The organism is Pseudomonas atacamensis, from assembly GCF_017167965.1.
In the GTDB taxonomy this organism is placed as follows: Bacteria; Pseudomonadota; Gammaproteobacteria; order Pseudomonadales; family Pseudomonadaceae; genus Aquipseudomonas; species Aquipseudomonas atacamensis.
Genome location: NZ_CP070503.1, coordinates 2,398,474 through 2,423,752 on the forward strand (window position 1 = coordinate 2,398,474; position 25,279 = coordinate 2,423,752).

26 protein-coding genes and 1 pseudogene are annotated in these 25,279 nt (G+C 60.8%); 13 read left to right on the plus strand and 14 right to left on the minus strand.

Going from position 1 to position 25,279, the window contains the following annotated elements; translation table 11 throughout:
* Window positions 1-85: 85 nt before the first annotated feature.
* Window positions 86-1,894: a monovalent cation:proton antiporter-2 (CPA2) family protein gene (locus JWU58_RS10970; protein ID WP_024013370.1), complete on the minus strand. Its 1,809-nt coding sequence runs from the start codon at window positions 1,892-1,894 to the stop codon at window positions 86-88.
* Between the two features lie 249 nt (window positions 1,895-2,143).
* Here JWU58_RS10970 and JWU58_RS10975 point away from each other — a divergent pair, with 249 nt between their 5' ends.
* Complete coding sequence (locus JWU58_RS10975) at window positions 2,144-3,058, plus strand: LysR family transcriptional regulator (protein ID WP_206421920.1); 915 nt, start codon at window positions 2,144-2,146, stop codon at window positions 3,056-3,058.
* On the opposite strand, the gene JWU58_RS10980 is transcribed toward JWU58_RS10975, so the two are convergent.
* The gene (locus JWU58_RS10980; protein WP_110600891.1) at window positions 3,048-3,818 is read right to left on the minus strand and encodes a substrate-binding domain-containing protein; all 771 of its coding nucleotides are present in this window, start codon (window positions 3,816-3,818) and stop codon (window positions 3,048-3,050) included. The genes JWU58_RS10975 and JWU58_RS10980 overlap by 11 nt on opposite strands.
* A 12-nt stretch (window positions 3,819-3,830) precedes the next feature.
* A complete protein-coding gene (tcuC, locus tag JWU58_RS10985) occupies window positions 3,831-5,123 on the minus strand; it encodes an MFS transporter (protein WP_016775219.1) in 1,293 nt (430 codons plus the stop codon).
* Window positions 5,124-5,608: 485 nt separating this feature from the next.
* Between tcuC and JWU58_RS10990 the strand changes: the two genes are divergently transcribed.
* Window positions 5,609-5,917, plus strand: a complete 309-nt coding sequence (locus JWU58_RS10990; RefSeq protein WP_186566484.1) for an RcnB family protein — start codon at window positions 5,609-5,611, stop codon at window positions 5,915-5,917.
* Between the two features lie 88 nt (window positions 5,918-6,005).
* Complete coding sequence (locus JWU58_RS10995) at window positions 6,006-6,518, plus strand: hypothetical protein (RefSeq protein ID WP_206421921.1); 513 nt, start codon at window positions 6,006-6,008, stop codon at window positions 6,516-6,518.
* Between the two features lies 1 nt (window position 6,519).
* On the opposite strand, the gene JWU58_RS11000 is transcribed toward JWU58_RS10995, so the two are convergent.
* On the minus strand, window positions 6,520-6,831 hold the full coding sequence (locus JWU58_RS11000) for a protealysin inhibitor emfourin (protein ID WP_122508038.1): 312 nt from the start codon (window positions 6,829-6,831) through the stop codon (window positions 6,520-6,522).
* Window positions 6,832-6,845: 14 nt separating this feature from the next.
* Window positions 6,846-7,892 carry a M4 family metallopeptidase gene (locus JWU58_RS11005; protein ID WP_206421923.1) on the minus strand — a complete coding sequence of 349 codons (1,047 nt, stop codon included), beginning with the start codon at window positions 7,890-7,892 and terminating at the stop codon, window positions 6,846-6,848.
* A 131-nt stretch (window positions 7,893-8,023) separates the two neighbouring features.
* Here JWU58_RS11005 and JWU58_RS11010 point away from each other — a divergent pair, with 131 nt between their 5' ends.
* On the plus strand, window positions 8,024-8,362 hold the full coding sequence (locus JWU58_RS11010) for an FKBP-type peptidyl-prolyl cis-trans isomerase (protein ID WP_206421924.1): 339 nt from the start codon (window positions 8,024-8,026) through the stop codon (window positions 8,360-8,362).
* Window positions 8,363-8,394: 32 nt separating this feature from the next.
* Window positions 8,395-8,805: a hypothetical protein gene (locus JWU58_RS11015; RefSeq protein ID WP_071172861.1), complete on the plus strand. Its 411-nt coding sequence runs from the start codon at window positions 8,395-8,397 to the stop codon at window positions 8,803-8,805.
* Window positions 8,806-8,838: 33 nt separating this feature from the next.
* Here the strand turns inward: JWU58_RS11015 and JWU58_RS11020 are convergent, their stop codons facing one another.
* The 3 genes from JWU58_RS11020 to ftrA all read right to left on the minus strand — a co-directional run bounded on the left by JWU58_RS11020 (window position 8,839) and on the right by ftrA (window position 10,660).
* Entirely contained in the window at window positions 8,839-9,150 is a 312-nt protein-coding gene (locus JWU58_RS11020; protein ID WP_071172860.1) for a helix-turn-helix domain-containing protein, read from the minus strand.
* A 3-nt stretch (window positions 9,151-9,153) separates the two neighbouring features.
* A complete protein-coding gene (locus tag JWU58_RS11025; RefSeq protein ID WP_206421926.1) occupies window positions 9,154-9,477 on the minus strand; it encodes a type II toxin-antitoxin system RelE/ParE family toxin in 324 nt (107 codons plus the stop codon).
* A gap of 193 nt (window positions 9,478-9,670) precedes the next feature.
* A complete protein-coding gene (gene ftrA / locus JWU58_RS11030) occupies window positions 9,671-10,660 on the minus strand; it encodes a transcriptional regulator FtrA (protein WP_206421928.1) in 990 nt (329 codons plus the stop codon).
* A gap of 101 nt (window positions 10,661-10,761) precedes the next feature.
* Here ftrA and JWU58_RS11035 point away from each other — a divergent pair.
* The 4 genes and pseudogenes from JWU58_RS11035 to JWU58_RS11050 all read left to right on the plus strand — a co-directional run bounded on the left by JWU58_RS11035 (window position 10,762) and on the right by JWU58_RS11050 (window position 14,483).
* Window positions 10,762-11,191: pseudogene (locus tag JWU58_RS11035) on the plus strand (rhodanese-like domain-containing protein).
* A 304-nt stretch (window positions 11,192-11,495) separates the two neighbouring features.
* Window positions 11,496-12,275, plus strand: coding sequence for an ABC transporter substrate-binding protein (locus tag JWU58_RS11040; RefSeq protein WP_206421929.1), 780 nt, complete (start codon window positions 11,496-11,498; stop codon window positions 12,273-12,275).
* Window positions 12,276-12,474: 199 nt separating this feature from the next.
* Window positions 12,475-13,587 carry a succinylglutamate desuccinylase/aspartoacylase family protein gene (locus JWU58_RS11045; protein ID WP_206421931.1) on the plus strand — a complete coding sequence of 371 codons (1,113 nt, stop codon included), beginning with the start codon at window positions 12,475-12,477 and terminating at the stop codon, window positions 13,585-13,587.
* A 179-nt stretch (window positions 13,588-13,766) separates the two neighbouring features.
* Complete coding sequence (locus JWU58_RS11050) at window positions 13,767-14,483, plus strand: alpha/beta hydrolase (RefSeq protein ID WP_206421933.1); 717 nt, start codon at window positions 13,767-13,769, stop codon at window positions 14,481-14,483.
* On the opposite strand, the gene JWU58_RS11055 is transcribed toward JWU58_RS11050, so the two are convergent.
* Complete coding sequence (locus tag JWU58_RS11055; RefSeq protein ID WP_206421934.1) at window positions 14,473-15,030, minus strand: DcrB/PsbP domain-containing protein; 558 nt, start codon at window positions 15,028-15,030, stop codon at window positions 14,473-14,475. The two genes, JWU58_RS11050 and JWU58_RS11055, sit on opposite strands and share 11 nt — an antisense overlap.
* 84 nt (window positions 15,031-15,114) lie before the next feature.
* On the minus strand, window positions 15,115-15,888 hold the full coding sequence (locus tag JWU58_RS11060; RefSeq protein ID WP_206421936.1) for a hypothetical protein: 774 nt from the start codon (window positions 15,886-15,888) through the stop codon (window positions 15,115-15,117).
* A 146-nt stretch (window positions 15,889-16,034) separates the two neighbouring features.
* Between JWU58_RS11060 and JWU58_RS11065 the strand changes: the two genes are divergently transcribed.
* From JWU58_RS11065 to JWU58_RS11080, 4 genes are all read left to right on the plus strand, one after another.
* Complete coding sequence (locus tag JWU58_RS11065; RefSeq protein WP_125927692.1) at window positions 16,035-16,571, plus strand: chalcone isomerase family protein; 537 nt, start codon at window positions 16,035-16,037, stop codon at window positions 16,569-16,571.
* Between the two features lie 131 nt (window positions 16,572-16,702).
* A complete protein-coding gene (locus tag JWU58_RS11070) occupies window positions 16,703-17,971 on the plus strand; it encodes an Nramp family divalent metal transporter (protein ID WP_241196171.1) in 1,269 nt (422 codons plus the stop codon).
* A 166-nt stretch (window positions 17,972-18,137) separates the two neighbouring features.
* Window positions 18,138-19,358, plus strand: coding sequence for a putative DNA modification/repair radical SAM protein (locus JWU58_RS11075; protein ID WP_024013352.1), 1,221 nt, complete (start codon window positions 18,138-18,140; stop codon window positions 19,356-19,358).
* On the plus strand, window positions 19,355-20,176 hold the full coding sequence (locus JWU58_RS11080; RefSeq protein WP_123442174.1) for a TIGR03915 family putative DNA repair protein: 822 nt from the start codon (window positions 19,355-19,357) through the stop codon (window positions 20,174-20,176). Before JWU58_RS11075 ends, JWU58_RS11080 begins: the two co-directional genes overlap by 4 nt.
* A gap of 68 nt (window positions 20,177-20,244) precedes the next feature.
* Here the strand turns inward: JWU58_RS11080 and JWU58_RS11085 are convergent, their stop codons facing one another.
* From JWU58_RS11085 to JWU58_RS11100, 4 genes are all read right to left on the minus strand, one after another.
* Window positions 20,245-21,264, minus strand: coding sequence for a branched-chain amino acid aminotransferase (locus tag JWU58_RS11085; protein ID WP_016775201.1), 1,020 nt, complete (start codon window positions 21,262-21,264; stop codon window positions 20,245-20,247).
* Between the two features lie 300 nt (window positions 21,265-21,564).
* The gene (gene lpdA / locus JWU58_RS11090) at window positions 21,565-22,938 is read right to left on the minus strand and encodes a dihydrolipoyl dehydrogenase (RefSeq protein ID WP_206421937.1); all 1,374 of its coding nucleotides are present in this window, start codon (window positions 22,936-22,938) and stop codon (window positions 21,565-21,567) included.
* A gap of 6 nt (window positions 22,939-22,944) precedes the next feature.
* Complete coding sequence (locus JWU58_RS11095) at window positions 22,945-24,219, minus strand: dihydrolipoamide acetyltransferase family protein (protein ID WP_206421939.1); 1,275 nt, start codon at window positions 24,217-24,219, stop codon at window positions 22,945-22,947.
* Window positions 24,220-25,278, minus strand: a complete 1,059-nt coding sequence (locus tag JWU58_RS11100) for an alpha-ketoacid dehydrogenase subunit beta (RefSeq protein WP_064390582.1) — start codon at window positions 25,276-25,278, stop codon at window positions 24,220-24,222.
* Window position 25,279: the final 1 nt, after the last annotated feature.

Below are 25,279 nucleotides of genomic sequence, written 5' to 3' on the forward strand. Positions count from 1 at the left end.
CCACGCGGAGCGTGGGAACAATCAAACTGACACGACGCTTTCGCGAGCAGGCTCTCTCCCACAGTTGGATCTGCGAAAGGCACGATCAGGATTTGCGGGCTTCCTCTTCGAGCTGATCCGATTCAAACAGTTTGGCCAGTTCCGCCCGGGCTTCCTGGGCGGTCTGCAGGACTTTGGCGGCGTCGTCGTAGACGGCGTGTTGCGCCTCCAGCACCTGTTCGTCGTGATGCTTGAAACGCTTGATCCGCGCATCGGCCTGGGCTTGGGTCAGACCGAGGCCGACCAGCGTGCGCCGGCTCATTTCCAGGCTCGAATAATAGGTCTCACGAATCGCTTCCGCGCCGACATCCACCAGGCGATGCACGTGCTGACGGTTACGCGCGCGGGCGATGATTTTCATGTGCGGATAGAGCTTGTGCACCACTTCGGCAGTCTTGATGTTGGTCTCCGGATCGTCCGTAGCAATGACGAAATACTCCGCTTCGCCAACCTTCGCCGCGTGAAGGATTTCCGGGCGCATCGGGTCGCCATAGAACACCGGCACACCGCCGAAGCTGCGCGACAGTTCGATGGTTTCCACCGAAGTGTCCAGCGCAACGAACTTGATGTTCTGCGCGCGCAGGATCCGCGCCACGATCTGGCCCATCCGGCCCATGCCGGCAATCACCACGCGCGGCGCTTCGGTGTCGATTTCGCGGAATTTCTCCGGCACTTCCACCGGCTGCACTTTCGGGCTGACCAGACGCGCGCAGATCAACAGCAACAACGGCGTCAGCGCCATCGACAGGGTGATGGTCAGCACCAGCAAGTCGTACAGCCGTGGCTCGAACAGGCCCTGATCGCGACCGATCTTGAACACCACGAAGGCAAACTCACCGCCGGCAGCGAGGACGATGCCGAGGCGAATTGCGCTGATTTTGTTCAATCCTCCTGCCAAGCGCCCAACCACGAACAGCAGCGGCAACTTCAGACCGATCAGCAGCAGGGTGAGGCCCAACACGGTGATCGGCGCGCTCAACAACAGGCTGAGGTTGGCGCCCATGCCGACGCTGATGAAAAACAGCCCGAGCAGCAGGCCCTTGAACGGTTCGATCTGCGCTTCCAGCTCATGCCGGTATTCCGAATCCGCCAGCAGCAGACCGGCGAGAAACGCGCCCAACGCCATCGACACGCCGACCAGATCCATCAGCCACGCCGTGCCGATCACCACCAGCAACGCCGTGGCAGTGGATACCTCGGGCAGACCGGTTTTCGCCACCACGCGGAACACCGGACGCAGCAGATACCGCCCGCCGATCACCACCACGGCAATGCCGCCGAGCACCTGCAAGCTGTGACGAATATCGTCGGCGGTGCTGGTGTGGTGATCGACGCCGGCGAGCATCGGCACCAGGGCGATCAATGGAATCGCCGCGATGTCCTGGAACAGCAGAATCGCAAACGCCAGCCGCCCGTGGGGACTGGTCAGTTCCTTGCGTTCGGCAAGGCTTTGCAAGCCAAAGGCAGTGGACGACAGCGCCAGACCGAGGCCCAGCACAATGGCGCTGTTCAGCGGCTGGCCGAACACCGACAGCGCCAGCACGCCGATCACCGATGCGGTCAACAGCACCTGCGCCAGACCGACGCCGAACACCGATTTGCGCATCACCCACAAGCGGCGCGGCGACAGCTCCAGGCCGATGATGAACAGCAGCAACACCACGCCCAGCTCGGAGATATGCGCAACGCTTTGCGGGTTGCCGATCAGGCCGAGCACCGACGGGCCGATGATCACCCCGGCAAACAGATAACCGAGCACTGCGCCCAGTTGCAGACGTTTGGCCAAAGGCACGGTGAGCACGGCCGCGAACAGAAACACGACAGCGGCTTGCAACAGATTGCCTTCATGGGGCATTGGAACGACTCCTGACTACGGGTACGGCGGGGCGACAAGGATAAGGGTTACGCGGTCTCCAGACCATTCGAGATCCAATGTGGGAGCGAGCCTGCTCGCGAATGCGGTGGGTCAGTCACCTATGCATTGACTAATGCTCCGCATTCGCGAGCAGGCTCGCTCCCACAAGGGCAGCTTTCATCAGGTCTGTAATAATTTGCATCAACTGGTTACATTTATAACCCCTGCGCATCAATTTCCGGAAACGCCATGGCCATCAACTTCGACCTCAACGACCTGCAAGCCTTTCGCGCGGTGGTCGAGCAGGGCAGTTTTCGCAAGGCTGCCGACACCGTGCGCCTGTCGCAACCGGCGCTCAGCCGGCGCATCGAAAAGCTCGAAGACGCCCTCGGCGTGAAACTGTTCGAGCGCACCACGCGCAAGGTCAGCCTGACCCAGGCCGGGCGCGGCTTCATGCCCAGCGTCGAGCGCTTGCTGGATGACCTCGACATTGCCTTGCTCGGCATCAGCGAAGTCGCCTCGACGCGTCTGGGCCATGTCACCGTCGCCTGCGTGCCGTCGGCGGCGTACTACTTCATGCCCCGCGTGGTCGCGCGCTATCACCGGCAGTTTCCACGGATCAAGGTCAAAGTCCTCGATTCCAGCGCCCACGATGTGTTGAGTGCGGTGGTCAATGGCGAGGCGGATTTCGGTTTGAGTTTTCTCGGCACGCAGGATGCCAAAGTCGAGTTCGAACCGCTTGTGCAGGAGTGCTACGTTGTCGCCTGTCGTCGCGATCATCCACTGGCCGGGCGCAGCAGCGTCAGTTGGGACGAGTTCTATCAACAGGATTACATTGCGCTGGACAAGACTTCGGGCAATCGCTTTCTGCTCGATCAGGCCTTGGGCGGGGTAGTGCCGCAGCGGCAGAGCATCTGCGAGACGCGGCATGTGACGACGATGATCGGCTTGGTGGAGGCGGGGCTGGGCGTGGCGGCGGTGCCGTTGATGGCGATGCCCGGGCCGGATCATCCGATCCTGACGCGGGTGCCACTGATTGAGCCGCAGGTGATGCGCAGTGTCGGCATCATCAAGCGCCGGGATCGCACGTTGACCCCGGCGGCTTTGGAACTGGAGCGGCTGGTCGTGGAAATGCGCGTCCAGCCGCCAACGATCAACGCTTGACCGAATCCAGCCCGGTGGCCTGCACGTCAGCCTGAGCGGCCGGTGCAGCGAGGTAGGCGAGCAGGGCTTTGGCTTCTTGCGGATGCTCGGCCTTGACCGGAATGCCAGCGGCAAAACGCGTCACCGACTGCACCGATTCCGGAATCTTCGCGACGAAGCTCACGCCCGGCACCGGCAGCAATTCGCTGACCTGCTGGAAGCCCAACTGATAGTCGCCAGTGGCGACCACCGAGCCGACCGGGATCCTGGCGATCATCTTGGCTTTCGGTTTCAACTGATCTTCGATGCCGAGTTTCTTGAACAGCTGCTGCTCGATGTACACGCCGCTGGCGCTGTCGGAGTAGGCCACCGATTGCGCATCAAGCAGGGTTTTCTTCAGGCCCTCGACGCTGCTGATGTCCGGTTTCGCCGCGCCTTCACGCACCACCATGCCGATCCGCGAATCCGCCAGTTCAACGCGGGAGGCTGGGTCGACCTTGCCTTGTTTGATCAGCTCATCAAGAGCGTAACCGACCATGATCACCACGTCGGCGTGCTCGCCGCGCGCCAGACGGTTGGGAATCGCTTCCGGCGCCTTGCCCATCGACGGGCCGAGGCTGGTGGTCAGCGTGTTGCCCGTTGCGGCGGCGAATTTCGGCCCGAGGATCTTGTAGGCGGCAGTGAAACCACCGGAGGTCATCACGCTGAGTTCTTCGGCCTGAGCCGCGAAATTAAACGCGAGACCGGCGAGCAGGGCGGTGACAGTAAATAGTTTTTTCATGGCGAGTATTCCTCAGGCCGCGACAGGTTGCAGACGACCACCGGCACGGCGGTACAGATAAAGCGTGGCGCACAGCGCGCACAGGGCACCGATGCTCATCCAGTAACCTGGCGCGGCTTTGTCGCCGGTGTACTGGATCAGGAAGGTCGACATCGCCGGGGTGAAACCGCCGAAGATCGCCGTGGCCAGGCTGTAGGCCAGGGAGAAACCGGCGACGCGCACTTCAACCGGCATGATTTCGGTCAGCGCCGGAATCATCGCGCCGTTGTACAAGCCATAGATGAACGACAGCCACAGCAGCGACAGCAGCATGTTGGTGAAGCTCGGCGCCTGCACCAGGAACGACAGCGCCGGATAAGTGGTGGCCAGCGCCAGCAAGGCCATGCCTATGAGCACTGGGCGACGACCGATACGGTCGGACAACGCGCCGCCAATCGGCAGCCAGAAGAAGTTCGACACGCCCACCAGCAGCGTTACCAGCAACGCGTCGGAAGTGCTCAGGTGCAGCACGGTTTTGCCGAAAGTCGGCGCGTACACGGTGATCAGGTAGAACGCGGTAGTGGTCAGCGCGACCATCAACATCCCGCCGAGCACCACGCCCCAGTTCTGGCCGAGGGTGCGGAACACTTCGCGCATGCTTGGACGGTGTTTACGCGCGGCGAACTCTTCGGTTTCCGCCAGGTTGCGGCGCAGGAAGAAGATGAACGGGACGATCATGCAACCGACGAAAAACGGAATGCGCCAGCCCCAGGCCGCCACGGCTTGCGGCTCCATCCACTGGTTCAGACCGTAGCCCAGCGCGGCAGCAACGATGATCGCCACTTGCTGACTAGCCGACTGCCAAGCAGTGAAAAAGCCTTTGCGACCCGGCGTGGCGATCTCGGAAAGGTACACCGAAACGCCACCGAGTTCGGCGCCGGCGGAGAAGCCTTGCAGCAGCCGCCCGATCAGCACCAGTGCCGGGGCGAACAGGCCAATGGTTTCGTATCCGGGCACCAGCACAATCAATATCGTGCCGCTGGCCATGATCGACAGGGTGACGATCAGACCTTTGCGCCGGCCGACATCATCGATGTAGGCGCCGAGCACGATGGCGCCGAGCGGACGCATCAGGAAGCCTGCGCCGAATACTGCGAAAGTCATCATCAGGGAGGCGAACTCGCTGCTCGCCGGGAAGAACACCGCCGCGATCTGCGTGGCGTAGAAGCCGAACAGAAAGAAGTCGAACTGTTCGAGGAAGTTGCCCGAGGTCACCCGGAAGATGGCACCGGCCCGCGAGCCGTTGGTTGGGATTGAGGCTGTCATTGAAAAGTACTCCACCGCTTTTATGACGTGCGCTACGGAGAGGCGGCGCACGGTTTTTATTGAGGTGGATGGTGGCGCAGATGTAACAATCTGTTAATTGCATTGTTGGCATGGATTGATGCGTGGGGCGGATCAATGGCTTCAGTGCTTGGCGCATTTGTGGGAGCGGGCCGGCTCGCGAAGGCTTTCCGTCAGTTGGCGACGATGGCGGATGTGCCGGCGTATTCGCGAGCAGGCTCGCTCCCACAGGGGATCGGTGGTGATCAGAGAATCAGCGTCCGCCAAGACTTGTGGGAATGGAGCTCAGGTCAAAAACTGTGGTGTAACACCAACCCTGTGGGAGCTGCGGTGCGACGATTCGAGTTGCCAGCGATGGCGGTCTGATGGACAAGGCCTCTTACGGCCACCTCCGGCAAAAAACAAGGAATGTTTCCCGCGTCGCGCAGTCGGAGTTCAGGTACTACCTATCCGAAAGAGGTTCACCGATGAACAGCAAAACCCTAATCGCCAGCCTGGCCCTTGTTGCGGGCATTGCCGGGATCACGCCCATTGTTCAAGCGGCGCAAACCTCCAGCGAACCCGCCGTGCAATCGCCGACCAGCGACCGCCAGTTGAAGGTCAACGACCGCGCGCCGGAAATGTACCAGCGCAAAGACAAGGCTCTGGAGAACTGGAAAGCCAAAGGTCTGAAAGCGCCTATCGACCAGGCGCAGTGGGTGCAGATCAATGACCAGTACGTGATGGTGATGATCACCAACGGCACGATTGTCGAGATGCAGCCGGTCGAGCGATAGGCCCGGTTTTACAATTGGCCACGGATGGCTGATTGCATTCAAACGCCGTTCCGGTAAAACAGCGGATGTCTGGATGAGGAACAAGGGATTGGACAAGAAACCGCTCTACCGCAAAGTGAACACTCGAACGTGGGGTGTTCGTCGCCACGAATCAGTTGCGCATTATCGCGATCAGCGCAACAGCAAAGCTGCAAGCCGTGACGAAGGCATGCGAAGTTCGATGCACGCAGGCAAACAATACGGGCGAGATTACACGCCGTTGTTTCGCTTCCTGCTGTCTCGGGTGGGCGGTTCTTGGGATGCCATTTTCAGCGAAGCTGTGGCGCGACTGGATCAATCAGCGCCGGTGTTCTGGATGGTTGCCATCCATGATAAGGATCGCGAAGAAGTCGTGCGACTGGGTGAGTCCAGTTATTTCAACGGGCTGTACGTCGACGAGCAAAATCTCCTGCAAATGGTCAATCCGAAACTGAAGGCGCAGGACATGACGCCGAGCTGCGAGTGCTGTACCCACACGTTCAACGGTGTCGTATTCGGCCAGACCGCGGGCTTTGGCCCGCGCACATCGTCAGTTGTCGACGCAGAAGAGCCGCCAGCGTGAATCAGAGCAGCTCCCCCTTGTCCCACAAATGCACCAGCTCCCCCGGCGCCCGATCCTCCGGTACCTTCAACACCATTTCCCCGGACTGATAGCGCACTTCAATCTGGTAGAAGCGCTGATCCCCACGGCCCGATTCGCTGCTGTCCAGTGGCAGGCAACCCTCAAGCACCGAGCAGATCCTTGAACGCTGACTGATGTCGCACTGGGCAAATTCGATTTCCCGTGGGCGGCTCAGGCTGTGAATCGCTGCAACGCCACCCTGGCGAGATACGCGCAAAACGGAATCTTTATCCAGCTCGGGTAGCGTTTTCATACGGTCTCCTCGGATTATTCGATACCGACCTGTGCCCAGGCTTGCTGCACTGCGTCGGCTGCTTCGGCGCCGAAGCGCTCGCCGGCGTGGTTGATCGTCAGTTTTGCGAACGCGTCGAACGTTGCATCCTGGCTCAAGCGGTTGTCGCACAGCGTGTCATACCAGATCTTCCCGGCCTTTTCCCAAGCGAAGCCGCCAAATGCTCGGGCTGCCAGGTAAAACGCGCGGTTGGGAATGCCGGAGTTGATGTGTACGCCGCCATTGTCTTCGCTGGTGATGACGAACTTGCGCATGTGATCCGGTTGCGGATCCTTGCCCAGCATCGGGTCGTCGTATGCCGTGCCGGGGTGCGACATCGAGCGCAGGCCCTTGCCTTGGATCTGTGGCATCAGCAGGTCGGCGCCGATCAACCAGTCTGCCTGCTCGGCGGTTTGGCCAAGGGTGTATTGCTTGGTCAACACGCCGAATACATCCGAGAGCGACTCGTTCAGCGCGCCGGACTGGTTGGCATAAATCAGCCCGGCTTCGCTTTCGGTGACGCCGTGGGCCAATTCATGGCCGATGACGTCGAGCGAGCGGGTGAAGCGCTGGAAGATTTCGCCATCCCCGTCACCGAAGACCATCTGCGCGCCGTTCCAGAATGCGTTCTCGTAGCCCTGGCCATAATGCACGCTGCCGATCAGCGCGAATCCCTGATTGTCGATCGAGTCGCGACCGAGCACCTTCCAGAAGAAATCATAGCTGGCGCCCAGCGCATCGTAAGCCTCGTCGACTGCCGGATCCCCCGATGCCGGCTGGCCCTCGAGACGCACCGGCATGCCCGGTAAGAGCATTTTGTTCTGCGCATCATGCACGCTGCGCCGTGCCAGGCCAGGCTTGCTCGCCTCCGGCAGAATCGCCCGCGCCGGCGGCTGCGAAGGACGGCCGGGGTTGGGCAGCAGGCTGCGCACATGATTGAGCGTCTGCATCGCGGCGTTGCGCTGCGGCTCGGAACCGTGGGCAATGATGCGGTTGAGAATGTAGGGCGGGATGAAACTGCGCAGCAATCGAGAGTCGGTCATCTAAGCATCCTTGTCGTCATACGATGTCGATACACATGTGAGCGGCAAGGCGTGTTTTCGGTTCCATGGATTGCCATCGACGCCGGATTCTGCGAAAAACGCCGCCTGCGAACATCTCAAGAGCCAACGACATGACAGACGAACTGCAAATCATCGACCTGCAACCGGGCGACGGCAAAGCCGCGGTGAAAGGCGCGCTGATCACCACCCAATACACCGGCTGGCTGGAAGACGGCACTGAATTCGATTCGTCCTGGAGCCGGGGCAAGCCGTTTCAGTGCGTAATCGGCACTGGGCGCGTGATCAAAGGCTGGGATCAGGGCCTGATGGGCATGCAGGTCGGCGGCAAACGCAAATTGCTGGTACCGGCGCATCTGGGGTACGGCGAGCGGACCCTGGGCAAGATCCCGCCGAATTCGAATCTGGTGTTTGAGATTGAGTTGCTGGAGGTTTTGACGCGGGAGGATTGAAACGGGGAGTTTTTAGCACAGGACTAAGAGTGATGGATATTTGGCAAGTAGTCTCGCAAGTCACCGATTGGCTGATTGAAAAGCATGGTACGCGTGGTAGATCAAGCTACAACTACATGTACGTATTGTCCGTCGCCGCTGGAGTGGGCAGTTGGGTGGCTAGTAAAGAACTGCTTGCCAAGCGCAAAAAGCTCAAAGCGAAGGTGGCTGGCAATCTGCAGTTCAAGCCAATAAGCGTGACCTCTTTTTCTCAGGAGAATGGGATGGCAATAAAGGTAACCGGGACACTTGTTCAAAAGGATGGAATGTTTATCGTAACTTTGGTTCGTCAGGACGATGCGTCCAATATCGAGTCATCCAGTGGAGCATTGCATTCGCTGGATGACGTCGACGGTTACCTTCGAACTCACACGACCTTTGTGCTCGCTGACTTCCGCATATAGGTCAATCGACGACTGTCCTAAACAGATCGTCAGTCAGGCCCATTGCAATGTAGGACCTGACGGAAAGCAAATGTCCACCTCCAGCCTTGCAGCAGCTGACAGGTTGACCAATGCATCGAGCGAGAATTTGTCGATTTTCCCGTTGAGTACATCATTGAGGCGCGGCTGCGAGATTCCCAATCTCTGTGCCGCGTCCTTTTGAGGGAGCTCCCACGCTCGAATGGTCTCGCAAAGCGAACGCATGAGCTTGGCTCGCAAACGCATGTTGGCGGCTTCCTGAGGCGTGTCCTCCAATGCATCCCATACACTGGAAAATCGTTGGGATGAGTCTTGATGTTCCTTCATGGCTTAACCTATTTCCTGATATCTGGCCCGGGCCAGTTCGATGTCTCTAATTTCCGTTTTACGCGTGGTTTTGTGCATGGCGTGAAGCACATAGATTGCTTCAGGTCGATTGACTACATAAAACACGCGAAACGCCCCTGAGTCCTCGGTGATTCTGATTTCGTTGACACCGCGTCCTACGGTTTTCATAGGGCGCCAATCGAGTAGGGCATCACCCTGTTGCAACAGGTCCAGCTGAAACCCCGCCGCTCTTCGGGCATCAACCGGGAACGCTTTGAGATCTTTCAACGCGCTTCCCACGAACACCACATCCTTGTGTTTCGGCATCGGCTAGTCCTGTGTCAAAAGGAAAAGCGTAATAGCTGAACGTAAGCGGCGACGGTGAGTTGTATTGCAAGAAGTGCCAGTGCGCGTTTGATTTTCAGGTTATATCAGAATCAATATAAAGCAAGCCGCATTTGTCCGTTTTATGATTTTCATCGGCTGGCGTTTCTGCAGGTCTCGCCGCCAGCGTCGGCCCTTAAAACGCTGTGGAATGGAGCGAAAGCTTGTTGCTTCGCCCAAACCGCTCCCGATAAACCGACGGCGGTACGCCCACCACGCTGCGGAACGCCACACGAAAACTCTCCACCGAGCGATAGCCGCAGCGCTGGGCGATCTGCTCGGTGTGTTGATGGGTGCTCTCGAGCAGCTCCCGCGCTCGTGCCAGGCGTTCATGTTGCAGCCACGCCTTGGGCGTTTGCCCGCTGGCTTCGGTGAAGCGCCGCAGAAACGTGCGCTCGCTCATTGCCGCTTCGCTGGCCAGATCGCGGACTTCCAGTGGTTCGTGCAGGCGTTCGCGGGCCCATTGCATGACGCGCGACAGGTCGCTGCGGGGTGTCGGGCTGACCGGGGTGGGGATGAATTGGGCCTGGCCGCCGGTGCGTTGTGGCGACATGACCAGGCGCCGCGCGACGGCGTTGGCGATCTGCGTGCCGAAGTCGCGGGTTACCAGATGCAGGCAGGCGTCGATGCCGGCGGCGCTGCCGGCGGAGGTGATCAGTTGACCGGCGTCGACGTAGAGCACGTCCGGATCGACCTCGATTGCCGGGAAGCGTTGCGCCAGTTCACCGGTGTAGCGCCAGTGCGTGGTGGCGCGGTGGCCGTCGAGCAGGCCGCTGGCGGCGAGCACGAACACGCCCGAGCAGATCGACAGCAATCGCGCGCCTCGGTCGTGGGCCTGACGCAACGAGTCGATCAGCGCAGGCGGTACCGGGGCGTTGCGGTCGCGCCAGCCCGGAATAACGATGGTGCGCGCTGCGGCGAGCAGTTCCAGGCCACCATCGGCCAGCACCTGAATCCCGCCCATGGCGCGCATCGGGCCTTGATCGACTGCCGCTATCGCGTGTTCGTACCAAGGGAAATCGAACTCTGGCCGGGCCAGGCCGAAGATCTCGACGGCAATGCCGAACTCGAATGTGCAGAGGCCGTCGTAGGCCAGAATGGCAACCAGATTGGGCTGAGTGGGCATTTGGCGGAAATCTCCCGGTCGGTGTCTTGCGCGCCACTGTAGCGGCAAGCGCCGTCTCGATAAAGTCTGTTCATCCCCCACAGACAAAGGAGCAACACAGCATGACCAGCCTGGTTCGCGAAATTCCCGCCGCCCCTTCGGCGATTGCCCTGATGCATTTCAGCAATCGTCTGACCTTCGAAACCGATTGTTCCGACGTGTTCAGTAGCCACGAGGCCGGGGAGGTCGATTTTTGTTCTGGTGGATGTGCGCGGCCCACTGGCGTTCGAGCGCGGCCATGTGCCCGGCGCGATCAATATCCCGACCCGCTTGCTCACGGCGGAGCGCTTGGCCGATTACCCGAAACACACTTTGTTCGTGGTCTATTGCGCCGGGCCGCATTGCAACGGCGCGAACAAGGCGGCGGTGAAGCTGGCGGCATTGGGCTATCCGGTCAAGGAGATGATCGGCGGTGTCGCCGGATGGCTCGATGAGGGTTTCGAATTGAACGCGGTTTCAGCAACCAACACTGCGATCAGCTGCGCCTGCTGACGCTTCGATCTCGCCGCCGTGGGCCCTCCGCATCTCGTGTCGGGACATAGAGAGTCACAAACAAAAAAACGCATATTTATGACCTGAAGAGGGCAGTGTCCTACAGCCTTCGCACCACCACGGCGCACGCGTTGACCCCAGTCAATGCGTGCGCCGATGTTCTGTAAGTAATTGTCGCTTAAAAACAATTGCCTCCGTGCGCGCCGCCATAGACTGCCGGCCACGTCGGTTTTTGCCGTTAGAACGCCATGACCGAACGCTGACTCGAAAGCTGCCAATAAAAGCCTCCGCACGGGAGTAATAAATGAAAAAGCTAGTGATGTTCGGTGCCCTGGCACTGTCGATGTTGTCTCTGACCGCCGTGGCCGAAGACGCCAAGCCGATCCGCATCGGTATCGAAGCCGGGTACCCGCCATTCTCGATGAAAACCCCTGACGGCAAACTCACTGGTTTTGACGTGGACATCGGTGACGCACTGTGCGCGCAGATGAAGGTTAAATGCACGTGGGTCGAACAAGAGTTCGATGGCCTGATCCCGGCGCTGAAAGTGAAGAAGATCGACGCGATCCTGTCGTCGATGACCATCACTGACGATCGCAAGAAAAACGTCGATTTCACCATCAAGTATTACCACACCCCGGCACGTTTCGTGATGAAGGAAGGCTCGGGCGTGAAAAACCCGCTGACCGAACTCAAGGGCAAGAAAGTCGGCGTGCTGCGCGCCAGTACTCACGACCGCTACGCGACCGAAGTGCTGGTTCCGGCCGGGATCGATCTGGTGCGCTACGGCTCGCAGCAGGAAGCCAACCTCGACATGGTGTCCGGGCGTATCGACGCGATGCTCGCTGACTCGGTCAACCTCAGCGACGGTTTCCTGAAAACCGACGCCGGCAAAGGGTTCGAATTCGTCGGCCCGACCTACGAAGACGCCAAGTACTTCGGCGGCGGCGCTGGCATCGCGGTGCGCAAGGGCGATACCGCACTGGCTGAGCAGTTCAACAAAGCCATCACCGAAATCCGCGCCAATGGCGAGTACAAGAAAGTCCAGGACAAGTACTTCGACTTTGACGTATACGGCCATTAATACGCCGTGAAAAAAAGTGGCCCCGTTTGCGCGGTGGCCACTTTTTTTATGTTCTTTTATTGATGGAAATTCTCTGTGGGAGCGAGCCTGCTCGCGAAAGCGGTCTGACATTCGACATCGTCATCGTCTGACCTGACGCATTCGCGAGCAGGCTCGCTCCCACAGGGATTTGCGTAACCCAGCTATTAAGGAGTTTTCCATGCAACGCATCGACCACGTTCTGCCCTGGAGCCACTTGGGCAGCGAGCGCTCCCTCAGCGTTTTTCGCTACGGCGCCGGCAGCCGCAAGGTGTATATCCAGGCCAGCCTGCACGCCGATGAACTGCCGGGCATGCGTACCGCGTGGGAACTCAAGCTGCGCTTGAACGAACTGGAACGGCAGGGCCGTTTGCAGGGCATTATCGAACTGGTGCCGGTGGCGAATCCGATCGGCCTGGATCAGCATCTGCAAGGCAATCACATGGGCCGCTTCGAACTGGGCAGCGGCAAGAATTTCAACCGCGCATTCGTCGAACTCAGCGCCCCGGTCGCGGCGCTGGTTGGCGAGCGTCTGGGCGCGGATGCCGAGGCCAACGTCGCCCTGATTCGCCAGGCCATGGCTCAGGTCTTCGAGGAATTGCCAGCGCCAGCCTCGCAATTGGAAGCCTTGCACCGCTTGTTGCTGCGCCACGCCTGCGACGCCGATATCACCCTCGACTTGCACTGCGACTTCGACGCTGCGATTCACCTCTACGCGCTGCCGCAACACTGGCCGCGATGGCAATCGCTGGCGGCGCGGTTGCAGGCCGGCGTCGCGTTGCTCTGCGAGGACTCCGGCGGCAGCTCGTTCGATGAATCGTGCTCGACACCGTGGCTGCGTCTGGCCAAAGCATTCCCGAACGCGACGATTCCGGCGGCGAATCTGGCGACGACGCTTGAGCTGGGCAGCATGGGCGACACCCGCGTCGATCAGGCTCAGGCCAACTGCGAAGCGATTCTGGGCTTTCTCGCCGAGCAGGGTTTCATCAGCGGGGAATGGCCGGCGGCGCCGAGCGAATGTTGTGAAGGTCTGCCGTTCGAAGGCACTGAATACCTGTTCGCCCCGCACCACGGCGTGGTCAGTTTCTTGCGCAATGCCGGCGAGTGGGTAGAGCAGGGCGATGCGCTGTTCGAGGTCGTTGACCCGTTGCAGGATCGCGTGACCACCGTGCGCGCCGGCACCAGCGGGGTGCTGTTCGCGATTGATCGCGGGCGCTATACCGAGCCGGGGATCTGGCAGGCGAAAGTGGCGGGGCGGGTGCCGTTTCGTACCGGCAAGCTGACCAACGACTGACAGGTTGCGGTGAATGTGCGGGCCTCTTCGCGAGCAGGCTCGCTCCCACAGAAGAACGCATTTCAACGGTGGGAGCGAGCCTGCTCGCGAAAGGGCCATCAGCCACGCCACAAAATTTGGATCCTCAGCCGAGGATGTTAGGCTCCCCGCGAACCCGACACTCTGTGAAGGAGCGCTCCATGCTGAAATTGTTCGCCCTGCTGACCCTGCTCGCATCCACCGCCGTCCACGCGCAAACCACCCTGCAATCCGACCTGCCGCTCAAATACCTCGAACAGGTCCACGCCGACGCCGTACCACGTCCGCTGGTGATTTTCCTGCACGGTTACGGCAGTAACGAGGCCGATCTGATCGGCATGAAATTTCAGCTGCCGGCGCAGTACAACTACCTTTCCGTGCGCGCACCGATGACGTTGGGTGAAGGACGTTTCCAGTGGTTTCGCAAGAAGGGTGAAGGCGCCTACAACGGCGAGACCGATGATCTGAAGGCCAGCGGCCAGAAGCTGCGCGATTTTATCGCCCAGGCGGCGAAGAAATATCACGCCGCGCCGGACAAGGTGTACCTGATCGGCTTCAGCCAGGGCGCGATGATGAGTTACGAAGTGGGCCTGCGCGCGCCAGCGGTCGTGGGCGGGTTTGCCGCGTTGAGCGGGCGCTTGTTGCCGGTGCTCAAAGCCGAACTCAAGCCCGGGCAAGCGCCACTGCCGCTGAGCATTTTTATCGGCCACGGCACCGCTGATGATCCGGTGCCTTACCGTCACGGCACCGAGGCCAACGCGCTATTGCACAAGCTCGATTACCAGCCCGAGTTTCACGCGTATCCGGGCGTCGGCCACAGCATCAGTGCGGCCGAATTGCGCGATTTGAACGGCTGGTTGCAGCGGCTCAATCCTTGACGATGGCTTTGACCAAAGCATCGTGACCCTTCTTGTCGCTGGCGCGGGAAATCACCTGCACCAGCGCCATCTTCGTCCCCGAGCCGGCCAGTAGCGTGGTGTTCAGCGTCTGGCCACCGCCCTGGGTGGCGGTGCTGTCAACCTGACGCAGACCCAGGCCGGTACCTTTCTGGGTCAGGCTTTTCTCGCTGAGTTTGTTAAAGTCCGGCAGGGCCTTGCGCTGATCGTCGATGAAACTCGACACGCTGCCGTCAAGAAACTCACCGTCGTTGTCCTTGACGTTCTGGCCTGCGGGGATCTGGTTTTCGGCGGCGATGACCACGGTCTTGGTGGTCTGGTTGGTGTACATCGTGCCCTTGGCCCCGCTTGGGCTGGCGGGCAGCGGGTCAGCGACAAAGCCTTTGGGCAGGACGAAGGCGAATTTGCCGTCGAGCAGCGTAACCTTCTCGGTTTTGACCTTTTCCTTGGCGGCGTGCGCGTTGATCGCGGCGAAACCGGCGACGGCCGCCAGCATCAGGACGAGGGCTTTTTTGCTCAACAATGACATGTGAATCTCCGGTGAATGGTCGCGCGAGGCGGGCGATCATCCCACGGAGCGTGCCGGGCGTTCCAGCGCGATTCGTCCGGGCGGTTATTGCGCTTGCGCCTTGGCCACTGGCCGCGCCAGCAGACGCCGGGTCACCCCGAGCATGACCACCGACACTGCCACGCCTACGACAAAACCGCTGAGGCCCATGGTCGGCAGCGTCAAGGCCGACACCAGGCAGAACGCCGAAAACGAATACATGCCGGTCGCCGTTGCGCGCAATAACGCAGCGGTAAACGCCGGGCCGCGAGTTTGTTGCGAGAACACTGCCATGACGCTGCCGAGCACCGGGAACACCGCGAGCAGGCCGCTCCAGCGTTCGCCGACGGTGCTTGCCAGCATCGTCACCACCAGCGTCAGCGCCGCACCGGCGATCATCCGCCAGATCAGTTTGTCCGACTTCGGTGCTGGCCCGTTCAACACCGGCTGCACCTCAGGGAACAGATAAGGCGAAGCGAGCAGTGCCACCGCTGCCGCAATCACCGAGAACGGCAAGGACGCCGGAATCACCGACAACACCGTCGCCAGCGCGGCCCAAACCGCCAGTGAAATGGTCAACGCCCACGGCCAGTTCGCCCGCTGCGCCACCTGCGCATAGGTAATGCAGAAAGCGATCATCGCGAACATCGCCGACAGCGCCGCCACCGCCGATTGCGCGGCAAACTGCGGCCCTTGTTCAATCGCCAGAAAGAACAGAATCGGCCCGACCACCACCGGCAATCCCGACAACCACCCGGCCACGCTCGGCCCCCAGCGTTTGCCCGCCAGGGAAATCAGCAGGAGAAAACCGGGAATCAGCAGCAGTTTGAGGATCAGCACGCGGGTGTCTCCATCGGGTCAGGATGAGCCACGTTAGCACTGCCGATTAAAGATTGCTGCCTATGTTCGCAATTTTTGTATACAAAAATTCAGACGCGAATCCGGCTATGCTTTGATCATCAGAATGCAGCGGAGACGATACGGCGATGAACAGAACACCCAAGCTCGTACGTGGCTGTTGTGGCATCGGCTTGTGGGCGCTGTTGCTGACGCCGACGTGGGCCAATTGGCAGGACGCAGTGCCGGGCGCGCAAATCATCGGCAGCGGCGATTTCAGCGTGTTCGGCTTCGATGTTTACAGCGCGCGCTTGTGGAGTGCCGCGCGGCCTCTGGCGCCGGGCCAGCCGTTTGCTCTGGAGCTGATCTACCGGCGCAACATCTCGCGAGACGATCTGGTCAGCACCAGCGTCGATGAGATCAAACGCCTTGCCGGTCCTCGGGTCACTTCAGCGCAATTGGCCGGCTGGCAGAAGCAGATGCAGCAATCCTTTGTCGACGTCCAGGCCGGCACGCGCATAACAGGCGTGTATCTGCCGGGGCAGGGCGCGCGGTTTTTTGTCGGGCAGAAGCTCCAGCATGAGATTGAGGATCCGCAGTTTGCCAAGGCGTTCTTCGATATCTGGCTGGATCCGCGAACACGCAGTCCCGAGTTGCGCGAGCAGTTGCTGGGGGTGAACCCATAGGTTCAGTGATCTTTGCGCTTCAAGGCATCAGGCGAAACGACTAAGCTGCCGGGCTCCCGTTTTTGTTTCTGGATGTGTGCGTGAAATTCAGTTTGCCCAAAATCGCCACCGCGCCGTTTTGCCCGCCGGAAGTGGCTGGCAGTGTTGCGGTTGATCCGACTGCCTCGTTCTTCAAACGTGTGCTGCGTTTCGCCGGTCCCGGTTTGCTGGTGTCGATCGGCTACATGGATCCGGGCAACTGGGCGACCGCGATCGAGGCCGGTTCGCGTTTTGGCTACAGCCTGTTGTTCGTCGTGTTGCTGGCGAGTCTGGCCGGCATGGTGGTGCAGTGCCTTTGCTCGCGGTTGGGCATCGCCACCGGGCGCGATCTGGCGCAGTTGTCCCGCGAGCGCTACAGCACGCCGACCGCGCGCCTGCAATGGCTGCTGGCGGAAATCTCGATCATCGCCACCGACCTCGCCGAAGTGCTCGGCTGCGCCCTGGCGTTTCACTTGCTGCTCGGCTGTTCGCTGACCTTCGGCATTGCCCTCACGGCGTTCGACACGCTGCTAGTGCTGGCCTTGCAGAACCGGGGGTTCCGCCGTCTCGAAGCGATCATGCTGGTTCTGGTCGCGACCATCGGTGTGTGTTTCTTCGTCGAATTGTTGTTGATCAAACCGTACTGGCCAGACGTGGCGCTGGGCTTCAAACCCTCGCTGTCCGCGATCAGCGATGCGGCGCCGCTGTATCTGGCCATCGGCATCCTCGGCGCCACAGTGATGCCGCATAACCTGTATCTGCACACCTCGATCGTGCAAACGCGGATGATCGGCAAGGACCTGGCGAGCAAACAGGACGCGGTGAAACTGGCACGCATCGACACCATCGGTTCCCTGGCCCTGGCGCTGCTGGTCAACGCGGCGATCCTGATTCTCGCCGCGGCGGCCTTTCACCAGTCCGGGCACACCGATGTGGTCGACATTCAGGACGCTTATCATCTGCTCGATCCGCTGGTGGGCGGTGCGCTGGCCAGTGTGTTGTTCGGCGTGGCGCTGCTCGCGTCGGGGCAAAGTTCGACCTTCACCGGGACCATCGCCGGGCAGGTCATCATGGAAGGCTATCTGAACCTGCGCATCCCGTGCTGGCAGCGGCGTTTGATCACCCGCGGGCTGGCGCTGATTCCGGCGTTCATCGGCGTATGGCTGCTCGGTGATGGCGCTATCGGCAAGTTGCTGGTGTTGAGCCAGGTGGTGCTCAGCCTGCAACTGCCGTTCGCCTTGTACCCGCTGATCCGCATGACCAACGATCGGCAATTGATGGGGCCGTTCGTCAATCGCTGGCCCACGCGGGTGCTGGCCTGGGGGCTGTTTGTGTTGATCAGCGGGGCGAACAGTTGGTTGATATTGCAGTGGGCGGTTTGATCACTGTGTTGCGGTGACTGGCAGGGCCTATTCGCGAGCAGGCTCGCTCCCACTGGTTGCGCGGTTGGCCGCAATTCAGATGGCCAGCCGACGAGGGGTCATCCATCAACTTGTTTCGCGGCGGGCGAGCCTATACTGTATATGCACACAGTAAAGAGCCCGCGCCATGCAAATCATCGACAAGCTGAGCATCCTCGCCGACGCCGCCAAGTACGACGCCTCCTGCGCCAGCAGTGGTGCGCCCAAGCGCAGCTCCGAGGGCAAGAGCGGGCTCGGTTCGACGGACGGCATGGGCATTTGCCACAGCTACACGCCGGACGGGCGCTGTGTGTCGTTGCTGAAAATCCTGCTGACCAACTTCTGTCTTTACGATTGCCAGTACTGCGTCAACCGCCGTTCCAGCGATGTGCCACGTGCGCGCTTCACCCCGGAAGAAGTCGTGACGCTGACCATGGATTTCTACCGCCGCAACTGCGTCAGCGGGCTGTTTCTCAGCTCCGGGATCATCCGCTCGGCGGACTACACCATGGAGCAACTGGTGCGCGTGGCGAAGCTGCTGCGTGAAGAGCACGAATTTCGCGGCTACATCCATTTGAAGACCATTCCGGAAGCCGATCCGGCCTTGATCGAGGAGGCTGGGCGTTACGCCGACCGCCTCAGCGTCAACATCGAACTGCCCACCGACGCCAGCCTGCAGACACTGGCGCCGGAGAAGGACATCACCTCGATAAAGCAAGCGATGAACACCATCTACACCGGCGTGCAAACAGTGTTGAACGAACCGCGCTCGGCAAAATTCGCCCCGGCGGGGCAGAGCACGCAACTGATCGTCGGTGCCGATGACACCGACGACAGCACCATCCTCCACAGCGCTCAGTCCCTTTATGGCAACTTCCGTTTGCGCCGGGTCTATTACTCGGCATTCAGTCCGATCCCCGACAGCCCGAAAAGCGTACCGCTCGCCGCGCCACCGCTGATGCGTGAGCACCGTTTGTATCAGGCTGATTTTCTCCTGCGCAGCTACGGCTACAGCGCTGACGAATTGCTCAAAGGCCCGGGCAATCTGGCGCTTGATATCGACCCGAAGCTGGCCTGGGCGCTGGAAAATCGCGAAGTGTTCCCGCTCGACCTCAACCGTGCTGACGCGACGTTGATCGCACGCATCCCGGGCATTGGCTTGCGCACCACCGAGCGCCTGGTCGAGTTGCGCCGTCAGCGCCGCATCCGTTACGAAGACGTGGCACGGATGCGCTGTGTGCTGGCCAAGGCCAAGCCGTTCATCATCACCAGCGATTACCACCCGCAACAGGCGGAAGTCACCAGTCACATGCTCTACCAGCAATTGCGCGACCGGCCGATGCCGCAGCAGATGGGGTTGTGGGGATGATCAGTCTCGATTGTGACGATCTGTTCGACACCTGGCGCCAGCAGGCGCGCTGGTTGCTCAGCCATGAGATCGATCCGAGTCTGGTGAGCTGGGCGGCGGAAGGCGTTGGCGATCTGTTTGCCAGTGATGATCACGTGCCCGAAGGGCAGGGGCCGTTTCAGGCGCGTATTCCCCGTGCGCTGCTCGCCACCCTCGAACAAGCGGCGCGCTATCGCGGTGAGCAACGCTGGAGCCTGTTGTATGAAGTGCTCTGGCGCGTCAGTCACGGCGACCGCACGGCGATGATGGCCGGCGACAAACTCGGCAGCGAGTTGCAGCGGCGCATCAAGCAGGTCAGCCGCGAGGCCCATCATCTGCATGCATTCGTGCGTTTCATCGAGCGGCCGAAGGATCTGCCTGGTCCACAATACGTGGCGTGGCACGAACCGGCGCATGACATCCTGCACAGCGCCAGCGAGCACTTTATCGGTCGCATGGGCCAGCATCGCTGGTTGATCGCCACACCGCGCGATGGTGTGTACTACGACGGTGAGCAGTTGATTCACGAGCGGCAATGCCCGATTGAATGGCAGCAACTGGCACAGAACGTCGATGACCCCCACGGCGATTTATGGTTGACCTACTACAGCCACATCTTCAACCCGGCGCGGTTGAACCCGAAGGTCATGCAAGGACATCTGCCGGTGCGGTTCTGGAAGAATCTGCCGGAGGGCGAGTTGATACCGGGATTGATCACCCAGGCGCGGATGGGCAAGCAGCAGAATGGGCAGGCGAGTGGGATTGCCAGTCGAGCCGGGAAGCGGATTGCTTTGAAATAGAAGATGAACAAAAAAGCCCTCCATCAATCACTCAATGGAGGGCTTTTCCAACATCAACAACGGTCAATTCAAACCTTGACGATCCAGCCCGCTGGCGCTTCGATGTCGCCGGTCTGCACGCCAGTCAACTCTTTGTAGAGCTGCTGGGTCACCGGGCCTACCTCGGTTTCGCTGTGAAACACATGCAGGTGATCGTTGTAGCTGATGCCGCCAATCGGCGTGATCACCGCAGCGGTACCGCAGGCACCGGCTTCCTTGAAGTCCGACAGCTTGTCGATCAGCACGTCGCCTTCAACCACTTCCAGGCCCAGACGCGATTTCGCCAGTTCGATCAGCGACAGGCGGGTGATGCCTGGCAGGACCGATGGCGAGTTCGGGGTGACGAACTTGTTGTCGTGGGTGATCCCGAAGAAGTTGGCCGAACCGACTTCCTCGATCTTGGTGTGGGTCATCGGATCGAGGTAGATCGCGTCGGCGAAGTTGGCTTTCTTGGCTTTCGAGCCCGGCATCAGGCTGGCGGCGTAGTTGCCACCGACCTTGGCCGCACCGGTGCCTTGCGGGGCCGCGCGGTCGTAGCTGGAGATCTGGAAGTTGTGCGGGGTCAGGCCGCCCTTGAAGTAGGCGCCGACCGGGATGCAGAAGATCGAAAAGATGAACTCGGGCGCAGTGCGTACGCCGATGTTGTCACCGACGCCGATCACGAACGGGCGCAGGTACAGCGCGCCGCCGGTGCCGTACGGCGGGATGAAACGCTCGTTGGCGCGAACCACGGCTTTGCAGGCTTCGATGAACTGCTCGGTGTCGACCGTCGGCATCAGCAGACGCGCGCAGCTGCGCTGCATGCGCAGGGCGTTCTGGTCCGGGCGGAACAGGTTGATCGAGCCGTCCTTGCAGCGATAGGCCTTCATGCCTTCGAAGCACTGCTGACCGTAGTGAAGGGCAGTGGAGCCTTCGCTGATGTGCAGGACGTTATCTTCGGTCAGGGTGCCTTTGTCCCACTCGCCATCGCGGAAGTACGACAGATAGCGCTTGTCGGTCTTGATGTAGTCAAAACCCAGCTTGTCCCAATTGATGCTTTCGTTACCCATGACACCCTCTATCACTGAACAACCGCCGAAACGGTTCAAGGCTTCTGACGTTTTTTTGGATGGGCACAACAATACTTCATTCTTGAGCGGTTTCGCAGCTTGTGGCGAGGGGATTTATCCCCGCTGGGCTGCGAAGCGGCCCCTTTGGCACAGATATCTGACGCCCGGCGGTTGCAGATTGATCGTTCCCACGCTCTGCGTGGGAATGCCTCATCGGACGCTCCGCGTTCGGCTGTTGGGACGCAGAGCGTCCCGGGCTGCATTCCCACGCGGAGCGTGGGAACGATCAATTTGACGGATTTACAGATGCAGCGCATGCCCCAGCGCCCGCAACGCCGCTTCCTGCACCGCTTCGCCCAAGGTCGGGTGGGCGTGAATGGTGCCGCCGATGTCTTCCAGGCGCGCGCCCATTTCCAGGCTCTGCGCGAATGCCGTCGACAATTCGGAAACACCGACACCCACCGCTTGCCAGCCGACAATCAAATGATTGTCGCGACGGGCGACCACGCGGACGAAGCCGCTTTTCGATTCCAGGGTCATTGCGCGGCCGTTGGCGGCGAACGGGAAGCTTGCAACGATGCAGTCCAGCCCCGCAGCCTTGGCCTCGTCCGGAGTTTTGCCGACCACCACCAGTTCCGGGTCGGTAAAGCACACGGCGGCGATGGCGGTCGGGTTGAATTCGCGGCGCTTGCCGCTGATCAGCTCGGCAACCATTTCGCCCTGGGCCATGGCGCGGTGGGCCAGCATCGGTTCGCCGCTCACGTCGCCAATGGCGTAGACGTTGCGCATGCTGGTCTGGCAACCGCTGTCGATCCTGATCGCCGAACCGTTCATGTCCAGATTCAACGCTTCGAGATTGAAGCCTTGAGTATTGGGTTTGCGTCCGACCGCGACCAGTACCTGATCGGTTTCCAGATTGAGGGTTTCGCCTTCAGGATCGCGCACCTGCAACGTGCCGTCGAAACCCAGCACGCTGTGCTTGAGGTACAGTTTCACGCCCAGCTGCTTCAGCGCTTCATGCACCGGTTGCGTCAGTTCTGCGTCGTAAGCCGGCAGGATGCGGTCCTGCGCCTCGACCACGCTGACTTCGGCGCCGAGCTTGCGATAGGCGATGCCCAGCTCCAGGCCGATGTAACCACCGCCGACCACGACCAGGCGTTTCGGCACAGACGTCGGCGCCAGCGCTTCGGTGGAGGAGATGATTGGCCCGCCAATCGGCAGGATCGGCAGGTTGACGCTGGTCGAGCCGGTGGCCAGCACCAGATGCTCGCACTGGATTCGGGTATCGCCGACTTCCACGGTTTTGCCGTCGATGATTTTCGCCCAACCGTTGATGACCTGAACCTTGTTCTTCTTCAGCAGCGCGGCGACGCCAGTGGTCAGGCGATCAACGATGCCGTCCTTCCACTCGACGCTTTTGCTGATATCCAGGGTCGGCGCGGCAACGCTGATGCCGAGCGCCGAATGCTGGCTGTGATGCTGCGTCTGATGAAACTGCTCAGCCACATGAATCATCGCTTTCGACGGAATGCAGCCGATATTCAGGCAGGTGCCGCCCAACGATTGGCCTTCGACCAGGATGGTCGGGATGCCCAATTGCCCGGCGCGGATTGCCGTGACGTAACCGCCGGGGCCGCCGCCGATGATCAGCAGCGTAGTGTTCAGAGATTGCATTCGGGCTTACTCCACAAACAAGGTGGCGGGTTGTTCGAGCAAGCCACGAATGGCCTGAATGAAAAGCGCCGCGTCCATGCCGTCGACCACGCGGTGATCGAAGGAGCTGGAGAGGTTCATCATCTTGCGGATCACCACCTGGCCTTTGACCACCATTGGCCGTTCGACGATTTTGTTCACGCCGACAATGGCCACTTCCGGCAGGTTCAGCACCGGCGTGCTGACAATGCCGCCCAGCGCACCGAGGCTGGTGAGCGTAATGGTCGAACCGGACAGCTCATCACGGCTGGCTTTGCCATTGCGCGCGGCGTTGGCCAAACGCGAAATTTCCGCGGCGCTGTCCCACAGGCTGCGCGCTTCGGCGTGACGCACCACAGGCACCATCAGGCCGACATCGCTTTGCGTGGCGACGCCGACATGCACCGCGCCGAGGCGGGTGATGACTTGCGCTTCGTCGTCGTAACGGGCGTTCATCTGCGGGAAGTCGCGCAGGGCCACCACCAGCGCGCGAACGAGGAACGGCAATAAGGTCAACTTGCCACGGCTGGCGCCATGTTTTTCATTCAGGTGCGCGCGCAGTTCTTCGATCGCGGTGACGTCGATTTCTTCCACATAACTGAAATGCGCGGCACGCTGAGTGGCGTCCTGCATGCGCTGGGCGATCTTGCGGCGCATGCCGATCACTTGAATCTGTTCTTCGTCGTTGCGTTGAACGTAAGCGGCAGCGGCCGGCGCCGAAGCGTTCGACTGACCTTGCGCCAGATAGGCCTCAAGATCCTCATGCAACACGCGACCGGCCGGGCCGCTGCCGCGCACCAGACGCAATTGAATACCCAGATCCAGCGCATGTTTGCGCACGGCCGGCGATGCGAGCGGGCGTTCATTCGCTTCGCGAGCAACCATCGGGCCTTGGCAAACGGCAGCCGGACGTGGTGCGGTGACTGCGGCGGGTTTGCTTTCGACAGCGGCTTCAACTTTCGGCGCAACCGGTGCTTCTTTGACAGCCGCGGGTGCGGCGGACTCTTTAAGGTTGCCAGCCCCTTCGACTTCGATGCTGATCAGCACACTGCCGACCGCCATCACTTCACCCGGCTGACCACCAAGGGCAATCACCTTGCCATGCACCGGCGACGGAATATCGACCATCGCCTTGTCGGTCATCACATCCGCCAGCACCTGGTCTTCAACCACCAGATCGCCAACCTTGACGTGCCACTGCGACAGTTCTACTTCTGCGATGCCTTCGCCGATGTCCGGCATCTTGATAACGTGCGTGCCCATTCAGACCTCCATGACCCGTTTCAACGCCGCGCCCACTCGGGACGGCCCTGGGAAATACGCCCACTCCTGAGCGTGCGGGTAGGGAGTGTCCCAACCGGTGACGCGCTCGATCGGCGCTTCCAGGTGATGGAAGCAATGCTCTTGCACCAGCGATACCAGCTCGGCGCCGAAACCGCAGGTGCGGGTGGCTTCGTGAACCACCACGCAGCGGCCGGTTTTCTTCACCGACTTGACGATGGTGTCCAGGTCCAGCGGCCACAGGCTGCGCAGGTCGATGACTTCGGCATCGACGCCGGATTCTTCGGCAGCGACTTGCGAGACGTATACGGTGGTGCCGTAGGTCAACACCGTCACATCTTTGCCCGGACGAGTGATCGCAGCGACGTCCAGCGGCACGGTGTAGTAACCGTCCGGCACCTGGGCTTGCGGGTGTTTCGACCACGGGGTTACCGGGCGGTCGTGATGACCATCGAACGGGCCGTTGTACAGGCGTTTCGGCTCAAGGAAGATCACCGGGTCATCGTTTTCGATGGAGGCGATCAGCAGGCCTTTGGCGTCGTACGGGTTGGACGGCATCACCGTGCGCAGACCGCAGACCTGAGTGAACATCGCCTCGATGCTCTGGCTGTGGGTCTGGCCGCCGTAGATGCCGCCGCCGCAAGGCATGCGCAGGGTCATCGGTGCGGTGAACTCGCCGGCCGAGCGATAACGCAGACGCGCCGCTTCGGAAATGATCTGGTCGGAGGCGGGGTAGACGTAGTCGGCGAACTGGATTTCGGCGACCGGGCGCAAGCCATACGCACCCATGCCCACGGCCACGCCGACGATGCCGCTTTCCGAGATCGGCGCGTCGAACACCCGCGAGGTGCCGTACTTGGTCTGCAGGCCTTCGGTGCAGCGGAACACGCCGCCGAAGTAGCCGACGTCCTGACCGAACACGACGACGTTGTCATCGCGCTCAAGCATCACATCCATGGCCGAGCGCAGGGCCTGGATCATGGTCATGGTGGTCGTGGTCATGGCGGTTTCCAACTGAATATTGTTGTTGTGATCGTTCATG

Excerpts from the sequence above, each read along its gene's own strand:
- JWU58_RS11005 (WP_206421923.1), bottom strand. The coding sequence starts at position 7,892 with ATGACCGACTCTCGATTGCTGCGCAGTTTCATCCCGCCCTACATTCTC.
- tcuC (WP_016775219.1), bottom strand. The coding sequence starts at position 5,123 with ATGACAGCCTCAATCCCAACCAACGGCTCGCGGGCCGGTGCCATCTTC.
- lpdA (WP_206421937.1), bottom strand. The coding sequence starts at position 22,938 with ATGCAATCTCTGAACACTACGCTGCTGATCATCGGCGGCGGCCCCGGC.
- JWU58_RS11065 (WP_125927692.1), top strand. The coding sequence starts at position 16,035 with ATGAACAGAACACCCAAGCTCGTACGTGGCTGTTGTGGCATCGGCTTG.
- JWU58_RS11010 (WP_206421924.1), top strand. The coding sequence starts at position 8,024 with ATGACAGACGAACTGCAAATCATCGACCTGCAACCGGGCGACGGCAAA.
- JWU58_RS11100 (WP_064390582.1), bottom strand. The coding sequence starts at position 25,278 with ATGAACGATCACAACAACAATATTCAGTTGGAAACCGCCATGACCACG.
- JWU58_RS10970 (WP_024013370.1), bottom strand. The coding sequence starts at position 1,894 with ATGCCCCATGAAGGCAATCTGTTGCAAGCCGCTGTCGTGTTTCTGTTC.
- JWU58_RS11020 (WP_071172860.1), bottom strand. The coding sequence starts at position 9,150 with ATGAAGGAACATCAAGACTCATCCCAACGATTTTCCAGTGTATGGGAT.
- JWU58_RS11000 (WP_122508038.1), bottom strand. The coding sequence starts at position 6,831 with ATGAAAACGCTACCCGAGCTGGATAAAGATTCCGTTTTGCGCGTATCT.
- JWU58_RS11085 (WP_016775201.1), bottom strand. The coding sequence starts at position 21,264 with ATGGGTAACGAAAGCATCAATTGGGACAAGCTGGGTTTTGACTACATC.
- JWU58_RS11080 (WP_123442174.1), top strand. The coding sequence starts at position 19,355 with ATGATCAGTCTCGATTGTGACGATCTGTTCGACACCTGGCGCCAGCAG.
- JWU58_RS10990 (WP_186566484.1), top strand. The coding sequence starts at position 5,609 with ATGAACAGCAAAACCCTAATCGCCAGCCTGGCCCTTGTTGCGGGCATT.
- JWU58_RS11075 (WP_024013352.1), top strand. The coding sequence starts at position 18,138 with ATGCAAATCATCGACAAGCTGAGCATCCTCGCCGACGCCGCCAAGTAC.
- JWU58_RS11025 (WP_206421926.1), bottom strand. The coding sequence starts at position 9,477 with ATGCCGAAACACAAGGATGTGGTGTTCGTGGGAAGCGCGTTGAAAGAT.
- JWU58_RS11055 (WP_206421934.1), bottom strand. The coding sequence starts at position 15,030 with ATGTCATTGTTGAGCAAAAAAGCCCTCGTCCTGATGCTGGCGGCCGTC.
- JWU58_RS11095 (WP_206421939.1), bottom strand. The coding sequence starts at position 24,219 with ATGGGCACGCACGTTATCAAGATGCCGGACATCGGCGAAGGCATCGCA.
- JWU58_RS11040 (WP_206421929.1), top strand. The coding sequence starts at position 11,496 with ATGAAAAAGCTAGTGATGTTCGGTGCCCTGGCACTGTCGATGTTGTCT.
- JWU58_RS10975 (WP_206421920.1), top strand. The coding sequence starts at position 2,144 with ATGGCCATCAACTTCGACCTCAACGACCTGCAAGCCTTTCGCGCGGTG.
- JWU58_RS11015 (WP_071172861.1), top strand. The coding sequence starts at position 8,395 with ATGGATATTTGGCAAGTAGTCTCGCAAGTCACCGATTGGCTGATTGAA.
- JWU58_RS11045 (WP_206421931.1), top strand. The coding sequence starts at position 12,475 with ATGCAACGCATCGACCACGTTCTGCCCTGGAGCCACTTGGGCAGCGAG.
- ftrA (WP_206421928.1), bottom strand. The coding sequence starts at position 10,660 with ATGCCCACTCAGCCCAATCTGGTTGCCATTCTGGCCTACGACGGCCTC.
- JWU58_RS11050 (WP_206421933.1), top strand. The coding sequence starts at position 13,767 with ATGCTGAAATTGTTCGCCCTGCTGACCCTGCTCGCATCCACCGCCGTC.
- JWU58_RS10980 (WP_110600891.1), bottom strand. The coding sequence starts at position 3,818 with ATGAAAAAACTATTTACTGTCACCGCCCTGCTCGCCGGTCTCGCGTTT.